General features: G+C 67.9%; 11 protein-coding genes and 1 pseudogene. 10 read left to right on the forward strand and 2 right to left on the reverse strand.

What is annotated here, in order from left to right; all coding sequences use genetic code 11:
• Positions 1-57 precede the first annotated feature (57 nt).
• The 3 genes from ABZ552_RS29980 to ABZ552_RS29990 all read left to right on the forward strand — a co-directional run bounded on the left by ABZ552_RS29980 (position 58) and on the right by ABZ552_RS29990 (position 2,112).
• Complete coding sequence (locus ABZ552_RS29980; RefSeq protein ID WP_357441330.1) at positions 58-741, forward strand: PAS and ANTAR domain-containing protein; 684 nt, start codon at positions 58-60, stop codon at positions 739-741.
• A 164-nt stretch (positions 742-905) separates the two neighbouring features.
• Positions 906-1,337, forward strand: coding sequence for an anti-sigma factor (locus ABZ552_RS29985; RefSeq protein ID WP_281879898.1), 432 nt, complete (start codon positions 906-908; stop codon positions 1,335-1,337).
• Positions 1,327-2,112 carry an RNA polymerase sigma factor SigF gene (locus ABZ552_RS29990; protein ID WP_281879899.1) on the forward strand — a complete coding sequence of 262 codons (786 nt, stop codon included), beginning with the start codon at positions 1,327-1,329 and terminating at the stop codon, positions 2,110-2,112. The genes ABZ552_RS29985 and ABZ552_RS29990 overlap by 11 nt, the downstream gene beginning before the upstream one ends.
• 11 nt (positions 2,113-2,123) lie before the next feature.
• Here the strand turns inward: ABZ552_RS29990 and ABZ552_RS29995 are convergent, their stop codons facing one another.
• Positions 2,124-2,420 (reverse strand): hypothetical protein, encoded by a 297-nt coding sequence (locus ABZ552_RS29995; protein ID WP_357441334.1) that lies wholly within the window; start codon positions 2,418-2,420, stop codon positions 2,124-2,126.
• A 204-nt stretch (positions 2,421-2,624) separates the two neighbouring features.
• On the opposite strand from ABZ552_RS29995, the gene ABZ552_RS30000 reads away from it, so the two are divergent.
• From ABZ552_RS30000 to thpD, 7 genes are all read left to right on the forward strand, one after another.
• The gene (locus tag ABZ552_RS30000) at positions 2,625-2,972 is read left to right on the forward strand and encodes a hypothetical protein (RefSeq protein WP_357441336.1); all 348 of its coding nucleotides are present in this window, start codon (positions 2,625-2,627) and stop codon (positions 2,970-2,972) included.
• Positions 2,973-3,418: 446 nt separating this feature from the next.
• Positions 3,419-4,129: a response regulator transcription factor gene (locus ABZ552_RS30005; protein ID WP_281918262.1), complete on the forward strand. Its 711-nt coding sequence runs from the start codon at positions 3,419-3,421 to the stop codon at positions 4,127-4,129.
• A gap of 55 nt (positions 4,130-4,184) precedes the next feature.
• Entirely contained in the window at positions 4,185-5,204 is a 1,020-nt protein-coding gene (locus ABZ552_RS30010; RefSeq protein ID WP_357441338.1) for a HAMP domain-containing sensor histidine kinase, read from the forward strand.
• 227 nt (positions 5,205-5,431) lie between these two features.
• Entirely contained in the window at positions 5,432-5,890 is a 459-nt protein-coding gene (gene ectA / locus ABZ552_RS30015) for a diaminobutyrate acetyltransferase (protein WP_228829656.1), read from the forward strand.
• Positions 5,887-7,164, forward strand: a complete 1,278-nt coding sequence (gene ectB, locus ABZ552_RS30020; protein WP_281879905.1) for a diaminobutyrate--2-oxoglutarate transaminase — start codon at positions 5,887-5,889, stop codon at positions 7,162-7,164. Before ectA ends, ectB begins: the two co-directional genes overlap by 4 nt.
• Complete coding sequence (locus tag ABZ552_RS30025; protein ID WP_281879906.1) at positions 7,161-7,559, forward strand: ectoine synthase; 399 nt, start codon at positions 7,161-7,163, stop codon at positions 7,557-7,559. Before ectB ends, ABZ552_RS30025 begins: the two co-directional genes overlap by 4 nt.
• An 8-nt stretch (positions 7,560-7,567) precedes the next feature.
• On the forward strand, positions 7,568-8,473 hold the full coding sequence (gene thpD / locus ABZ552_RS30030; RefSeq protein WP_357441341.1) for an ectoine hydroxylase: 906 nt from the start codon (positions 7,568-7,570) through the stop codon (positions 8,471-8,473).
• Between the two features lie 2 nt (positions 8,474-8,475).
• Here thpD and ABZ552_RS30035 read toward each other — a convergent pair.
• Positions 8,476-8,570 (reverse strand): annotated as a pseudogene (locus ABZ552_RS30035) (hypothetical protein); the annotation flags it as partial.

An 8,570-nucleotide genomic window follows, 5' to 3' on the forward strand; every position in this document is an offset into this window, starting at 1 on the left:
GGTGTGACCGCTGCCGATCCGGTCACACCGGGTGCACCGGCATCGGATACTTCTGCGGTGAGTGATAGCAGGTCGGTCCAGCCCGAGGAAGCCCGGGCGCTGGACCGAGTGATCGGTTCGGGAACGCCGCAGAGTGTGGGCAGTTTCCGGTTCTGGTTCGCCGACCGGCGATGGGAATGGTCGGACGAGGTCGCGTCGATGCACGGCTACGCGCCGGGGGCGGTGACGCCGACGACGGAGCTATTGCTGACGCACAAGCACCCGGAAGATCGCGAAGCGGTGGCCAGCGCCCTGGCGCGGTCGATCGCCGACGCGGAACCGTTCTCCAGCCGGCATCGCATCATCGATACCGCAGGCGCCGTGCATCACGTGATCCTCGTCGCCGATCGCATGGTCGACGAGGAGGAGCGCGTCGTCGGCACCTCCGGCTACTACATCGATGTCACCGACACACTCGCCGAACACCGGCAGGAGACGCTGGACGGCGCCCTGCCCGAGCTGTACGCCGCCCGAGCCGTGATCGAGCAGGCGAAGGGCGCGCTCATGCTGATCTACGGCATCGGACCCGAGCAGGCGTTCCGGGTGCTGAGCTGGCGGTCGCAGGAAACCAACGTCAAGCTGCGCAGGCTGGCCGCCCGGCTGGTGGCCGATCTGCCCGGCCTGACGCGTGTCCCCGCCGCGCTGCGGACGGAGTTCGACCACCTGCTGCTCACCGCGCACGAGCGCATCGACGGCGACTGACCGGCGTTTCGATCCGGCCTCGGCGGGTACGTCCTCGGACGAGGAACGCGGCGTATATCTGCTCCACAGTCCGCGGTGCCCGCGGTGTTTCGGCCGCCAGGAGAACCCGCGGCGATGTGCAGGCCACAGTGGAGTGGCTGTGAGGACAAGGTGGTGATGGGCAAATGGGGGAGTGGACTTCCCGATCCTTTACCGACACGACGACCGTCGGTGTGCGAGTGCCCGCCCAGCTGGAGCAGCTGACCATGCTGCGCGCGCTCGCCGAGACCGTCGCCCTCATCGCCGACTTCGCCCTCGATGAGGTGACCGACATCCGGCTCGCGCTCGACGAGGTGGCGACCTCGCTCATTCTCGACGCCGCGCCCGGCTCGATGATCGACTGTGAGTTCACCTACGACACCGACAAGATGTTCGTGCACGTCTCGTCGGTCGCGGTCACCGAGTCGGTGGTCGGCCACGCCGGGCTCGGCTGGCACATCGTGCGCACGCTGACCGACTCGATCGCCGCCGCGCAAGGCTCTTACGACAGCGTGCTGGGCGGGTATCCGACAGTGATCGACTTCAGCTGGGTGCGGGGTGCCCCGAATGGCGAGTGAGCCGAGGGGGCGCGGGGACACCTACGACAACATCGAGCCGCTTTTCGAGAAGATCGCCGCGCTGGAACCCGGGGACGCGCGCCGCGACGCGATGCGTCAGGAGCTGATCGAGCGGTGCCTGCCCCTGGCCGAGCACATCGCCAGGAAGTTCTCCGGGCGCGGGGAGAACTTCGACGATCTGCTGCAAGTCGCGCGTCTCGGCTTGGTGCAGGCAGCCGACCGTTTCGACGTGACGCGCGGGTCGTCGTTCCTGTCTTTCGCCGTCCCCACCATCATGGGCGAGGTCCGGCGGCATTTCCGGGACAACACCTGGGCCGTGCGGGTGCCGCGCCGAACCAAGGAGATCCAGCTGAGCATCGGTCCGACCGTCGAGACGCTGTCGCAGCGGCTGGGCCGGATGCCCCGAGCCAGGGAGATCGCCGCGGAGCTGGGGGTCGACCTGGTCGAAGTGACCCAGGCGCTGATCGCGGGCAACGCCTACCAGTCCTCGTCCATCGACGCGGTCGCGGGCGAGGACGCCGAGAGTGCCGCGCAGCCGCTGCTGGACAGCCTCGGCGCCGAAGAGCCGTCCTACCACCTGGTCGAGGACGTGATGGCGGTCGAGCCGCTGCTCGGCGAGCTGCCGGAGCGCGAGCGTCAGGTGCTGGTCATGCGGTTCTTCGAGTCGTTGACGCAGAACCAGATCGCCGAGCGGCTCGGGGTCTCCCAGATGCACGTCTCCCGCATTCTCTCCCGGACGCTGAACTCGCTGCGCGAGCAGGCGCTGCGGGACTGAGCGCGGGTCGCCTACACCGGATTCGGCGGAGCGGGATCCGGCGACGGTCCCGGCAGGCCCGGGTCCGGTGTAGGGCGGCTGGGGTCCGGCGCCGGAGGCACCGGGGCGGGGCCGGGTATCGGAGGGCGGGGCGCGGGGCCGGGAACCGGCGGCAACGGATGCGGATCAGGTTCCGGCGGAATGGGATTCGGGTCCGGAATGGGGTCCGGCTCGGGAATCGGCGGCACCGGATCCGGTTCTGGGATCGGCGGCACCGGGTCCGGCTCGGGTGTGGGCGGGACCGGCTGTGCCGCGCTGTCACTGGACATGCCAACTCCTTCTCGTTCGAGCGATCGGCCAGCGGGTGTTTTCGCTCGTCCGGTCCGATCATCGGCCGGTTACCCACCGATCGCGGCGCGAACCGGGTCCGCGCTCGCGCCGGGTGTGGTTCGGCCGACCAGTTTGCCGACGATGACCGGCGGGTAGTCAGACAGGAACCGGACAACAGATGCCGATGGCTCGAGGAGCTCGTCATGACCGACCAGCGCCGCCCAGGCTCCCGGATTCCGCGGTTCGGACCGGGTGGGTCAGGGGCGTCGCCCCAGTCTCGCGGGATTTCCGTCACCAGGAATCACGACGTCATCCGTCGCTGGGCCGCGCAGCGGGGCGCTCGGCCCGCGACCGTGCCGGGCAGCGAGCACGACGGACGGCTCGGAGTGCTGCGGTTCGACTTCCCCGGATACGGCGGGGCGGTACTGCGTCGGGTGGGCTGGGACGAGTGGTTCGCCACCTTCGACGCGAGAAATCTGCGCTTCTGGTATCAGGAGCCGAGCGCCGACCGTCCGCCGAGCAATTTCAACCGATTGGAACCGCCGCGGTAGCCGGTGGGCCGCTGGCGCCACCGTGAGGCCGGTCACCGTCGGATCCACGTAACCGGCGCATCCTGCTCATGTGACGCACGGCACGACGCAGCCGCGCGTTCCATCCGCGACCTCGCTGTCGCCGCTTGTCTCGTTCCGTTCGGTGATGGAAACGAAAAGAATTGCTGCTCAGCGTTTTTCGTAGGCGTTTCCGTTCCGGTACCTCGCCTGCGGCACGCGGAACTCGTACTGCGCCATCGCCCCCTTGCACCGCAGAATCGGCCGGGCGTATAGCGTCGATGGAACGACCAAGAGACCCCGGATCGGTCTGCCGGACGTTTACCGGCCGGGCACAGGGGTACTCGTAGCCGAGCAAAGGTTGCTCGAAAAGCGGAAGGTCGCGTCGGTATGGGGATGCGGTAGTCCGCATCGTGACGCGCTTTCGCATGTCTGCAAGGGATAAGGTCTTGAGCGCAAACCTGATGATCGTGGAAGACGACGACCGGGTCCGTGGTGCGTTACGGCTCGCTATGGAGGACGAGGGATACGACGTCGACGAGGCGGAGGAAGCCGAGGACGCGCTCACCCATCTGCGCAGCAATGGCGTTCCGGACGTGATGATCGTCGATTTGATGCTCGGCGGCATGGACGGATTCGAATGTATCCGGGAGATCCGCCGCGATCACGACGTCCCGATCATCGTGGTCAGCGCCCGCGACGACACCCACGACGTGGTGGCCGCGCTCGAGGCGGGGGCCGACGATTTCGTGACCAAGCCGTTCGAGATCAAGGAGATCACCGCCCGCATGCGCGCGGTGCGCCGCCGCTCCCGGCTGACCGCCGAGCGGGAGACGCCGCAGGAGATGGTGCTCGAGGCCGACGACACGGCTCCGCTGGTGCTCGCTCAGGACAGTGGCGTGGTGCGCCGCGGCGACGAGGAGATCCGGCTCACGCTCACCGAGTTCCGTTTGCTCTGTGAGCTCGCCGAGTCACCGGGCCGTGTGCTCAGCCGTACGGTGCTGCTCGAGCGCGTTTGGGACCGCGGATTCTTCGGCGACGAACGCATCGTGGACGTGCACATGCGTCGTTTGCGCACGAAGATCGAACGGGATCCGTCCGATCCACGCATCGTGGTGACGGTGCGCGGGCTCGGCTACCGACTCGATGTGCGCCGCTGAACGCTGCTCACACGCCGAACGCTGGAATCCGAACGCCTGGAGCCTCCGCGCCCGGGTGACCGCCGCTTTCGCGACCATCGCCGCGCTGATGTCGCTGGTACTGGTCGTTTCGGTGTTCCTGATCAGCCGCAGCTACTTGGAAGCACAGTCGCCGGGCGATCTCAACGCCGATCTGGACCTGCTGCGCAACGTGCTGATCGGATGCGCCGGCGTGGTCACCCTGATCGGGGCGGCGGTCGGCTGGTGGGCGAGCAGGCGGGTGCTGACCCCGCTGCACCAGCTCGCGGGCACGGCCGCGCGGATCGCTTCCGGTGATCTCGGCCAGCGGTTGCCCGCCACGGGTGACCAGGATCTCGCGATCACCGTCGAGTCGTTCAACACCATGGTGGACTCGCTGCAACGGCGTATCGAGCGGGAGCACCGGCTCTTCGGCGATGTCAGCCACGAGTTGCGTACCCCGTTGACCACCCTGATGGCGAGCGTCGACGTACTCAACCGGCACCGGGGCGATCTGCCGGAGCGTTCCCAGCGAGCACTCGGCTTGGTCACCGCCGAGGTCGACCACCTGCGCAAACTGCTGGACGACCTGCTCGCCCTGGCGCGAGTGGAAGCGGGGATGCACCACGGCGACGCCGAGCCGCTGTCGGTGCGCGACCTGCTGGTCCACACCCTGGCCGACCGCCACTACCCGGGCGAGCTGCTCACGGTGCGTCAGGACGTCACCGTGCGCGGCCGCAAGGTGGAACTCGAGCGCGCGGTGGCCAACGTGCTGCACAACGCCGACCGGCACGGCGGCGGCGTGGTCGCGGTCACCGTGGACCGCGACGGCACCGACGCGGTGCTCACCGTCGACGACGCCGGCCCCGGCGTACCGCCCGCGGACCGGGACCGGATCTTCGAACGCTTCGCGACCGCTCGCAGCGGCCGCCGCTCGACCGACGGGACGGGCATCGGCCTTGCCCTGGTCGCCGAGACGGTCGCCACCCACGGCGGCCGGGTGCACTGCACCGAACGACCGGGCGGGGGCGCGCGATTCGTCGTGCGGCTGCCACGGCTCGGCGACATCAATCCGTAATACGACCGTAAAGAAGTCGACTGGTTCACCTCAAAGTCGCTTCGTAAGCCTGGAAAAGTACTGCTGATCGACGAGGGAGTCGTATGTCACTGCCAACCCTGTCCCCAGCGGAGATCGAGCGATCCCGTGTCGGCAACGCCGCGGCCGCTCTCGGGGCCACCCCGTCTCGGAAGGAAACCGGACCGGCCGTGGTCCTGCGCACGCCTCGCTTGGGTGATGGTGCTCCGATGTGGCGTATCGCGAAGGATTCCGCAGTGCTCGATGTCAATTCGAGCTACGCGTACCTGTTGTGGTGCCGGGATTTCGCCGGGACATCGGTGGTCGCCGAACTGGACGGCCGCGTCGTGGGATACGTGATCGGATTCGTCCGCCCGCAGGCGCCCGACACCGTGTTCGTCTGGCAGATCGCGGTGGACCGCTCGCAGCGCGGCCGCGGCATCGGCGCCGAACTGCTGCACACGTTGCTCAACAGTGTTGCGGCTCAGGGCGTTTCGGTTCTCGAAACGACAATCTCGCCGGACAACGCCGGTTCCATCGCGCTGTTCACGTCGGTGGCGCAGGCGCGCGGCGCCGATCTGACCAAGCGCCCCTTGTTCGACGCCGGCGTCTTCCCCGACAGCCACGCACCCGAAGACCTGTATCGCATCGCCCCGACCGCCCGCACCACCGAGGAGGATCACCGATGATCAACGCCGACACCACTGTTTTCGAGAGCCTGGAGTCGAACGTGCGCGGTTATTGCCGTGCCTGGCCCACCGTGTTCACCACGGCGAAGGGCAGCTGGCTGCGCGACGAGGAAGGCAAGGACTACCTCGACTTCTTCGCCGGCGCCGGTGCGCTGAACTACGGCCACAACAACGACGTGCTCAAGCGCGCGCTGCTGGACTACATCGCGAGCGACGGCATCACCCACGGCCTGGACATGTCGACCGCTGCCAAGCGGGAATTGCTGGAGACGTTGCGCGACACCGTCTTCACTCCGCGCGGCCTCGACTACAAGGTCCAGTTCCCCGGCCCCACCGGCGCCAACGCGGTCGAGGCCGCGCTCAAGCTGGCGCGCAAGGTCACCGGTCGCGAGACCATCGTCAGCTTCACCAACGCTTTCCACGGCATGACTCTCGGCGCGCTGTCGGTCACCGGCAACGCCGCCAAGCGCGCCGGCGCCGGTGTGCCGTTGGTGCACGCCGCGCACATGCCCTACGACGGCTACTTCGACGGCACCACCGCCGACTTCCAGTGGATGTCGAAGGTGCTCGACGACACGTCGTCCGGTTTCGACCGCCCGGCCGCGGTGATCGTGGAGACGGTGCAGGGCGAAGGCGGCGTCAACGTCGCCCGCGCCGAGTGGCTGCGGCACCTCGCCGGTCTGTGCGCGGAGCGGGAAATCCTGTTGATCGTCGACGACGTCCAGATGGGCTGCGGCCGCACCGGGCCGTTCTTCTCCTTCGAGATCGCAGGCATCACCCCCGACATCGTGACGCTGTCGAAGTCGATCGGCGGCTACGGCCTGCCGATGGCGTTGGTGCTGTTCAAGCCGGAGCTGGACGAGTGGTCGCCGGGTGAGCACAACGGCACCTTCCGCGGCAACAATCCCGCGTTCGTCACCGCGACGACCGCGCTGCGCCACTACTGGTCCGACGACGCCCTGCAGACGGCGACGCAGGCCAAGGGCGAGAAGATCGCGCGGACTCTCGGGGAGCTGGCCGAATACTTCCCCGGTGTCTCGACGCGCGGACGCGGCCTCGTGCAAGGCGTGGTGTTCGACGATCCCTCGCAGGCGGGCAAGGTCTGCCAGATCGCCTTCGAGCGCGGACTGCTGGTGGAGACGTCCGGTTCCACCGACGAGGTGGTGAAGCTGCTGCCGCCGCTGACGGTCACCGACCAGGAGCTAGACCAGGGCTTGCAGATCCTCACCGGCGCCGTCGAGTCGGCGTGCGGCGGAATGGGGGCGATCGCATGATCGTGCGCACCACCGCGGAGATCACCGGCACCGAGCGCGACGTGGCGGGTGCGGGCTGGCGCAGCAAGCGCATCGTCCTCGGCGGCGACGGCGTCGGCTTCTCCTTCCACGAGACCACCATCGACGCCGGAACCGTGCACGAGTTCCACTATGTGCACCATGTGGAGGCCGTGTGGCTCGTCGAGGGCGAGGGCACGCTGACCGACCTGGACAACGGCGTCACCTACGAGCTGGCCCCCGGCTCGATGTACCTGCTCGACGGACACGAACGGCACCGCTTGGAGGTCCGCACCACGATGCGGATGATGTGCGTGTTCAATCCGCCGGTCACCGGGCAGGAGGTTCACGACAGCAACGGCGTCTACCCGCTGGTCGCCGCGACGATCGGAGGATGAGAGCTCCAATGGTTCTGCAGCACACCGAAACCCGGCCCGAGACGGCTCGCTACGATCGTTACCCGACCCGTCTCGGCGGGCCCGCTCCGCACTTGGAGCGCGCCGACCCCGCGGTGTGGGGGGAGATCGAGAGCCCGGAACTCGCCTCGTTCGACGCCGACGGGTTCGCCATCCTGGACCAGCTGCTCACGCCCGCCGAGGTGGCCGAGTACAGCGGCGAGATCACCAGGCTGGCGAACGATCCCGCGCTACGAGACGACGACCGCGTCATCGTGGAGAAGTCGTCGAACCGGGTGCGTTCGGTCTTCGAAGTGCACAAGCTGAGCGAGGCGATCGCCGACCTGGTGCGTCAGCCACGGGTGCTCGGGCTCGCCGAGCAGGTGCTGGGATCGAAGGTGTACGTGCACCAGAGCCGGGTGAACTACATGCCCGGTTTTCGCGGCACCGGTTTCTACTGGCACTCCGATTTCGAAACCTGGCACGCCGAAGACGGCATGCCCGCGCCGCGTGCGGTGAGCCTGTCGATCGCGCTCACCGACAACTACCCGATCAACGGCAGCCTCATGGTGATGCCGGGCTCGCACCACACCTTCGTGCCGTGCCTGGGCAGCACTCCGGCCGAGCACTATCGGGAGTCGTTGCAGGAGCAGGAGATCGGCGTGCCGACGACCGACGACATCACCGCGCTCGCGAACCGGTACGGAATCAGCCAGTTCACCGGCCGGGCGGGCTCGGCGCTGCTGTTCGACTCGAACCTGATGCACGGGTCGTCGAACAACATCACGCCGTTCCCGCGGTCGAACATCTTCGTGGTGTTCAACAGCGTGCACAACACGCTCGTCGAACCGTTCGCCGCGCCCGCGCCGCGACCGGAGTACATCGGCAGCCGCGATTTCACGCCGCTGCCGGACTGATCACGCTCCAGCGCCGCCATGTCGATCTCGTTGTCGAAGTGGCCGATGTTGCCGAGGATGGCCTGGTCCTTCATCGCCTTCATGTGGTCGAGGGTGA

The sequence above is a fragment of the Nocardia sp. NPDC019219 genome, assembly GCF_040632645.1.
Classification (GTDB): domain Bacteria; phylum Actinomycetota; class Actinomycetes; order Mycobacteriales; family Mycobacteriaceae; genus Nocardia; species Nocardia sputorum.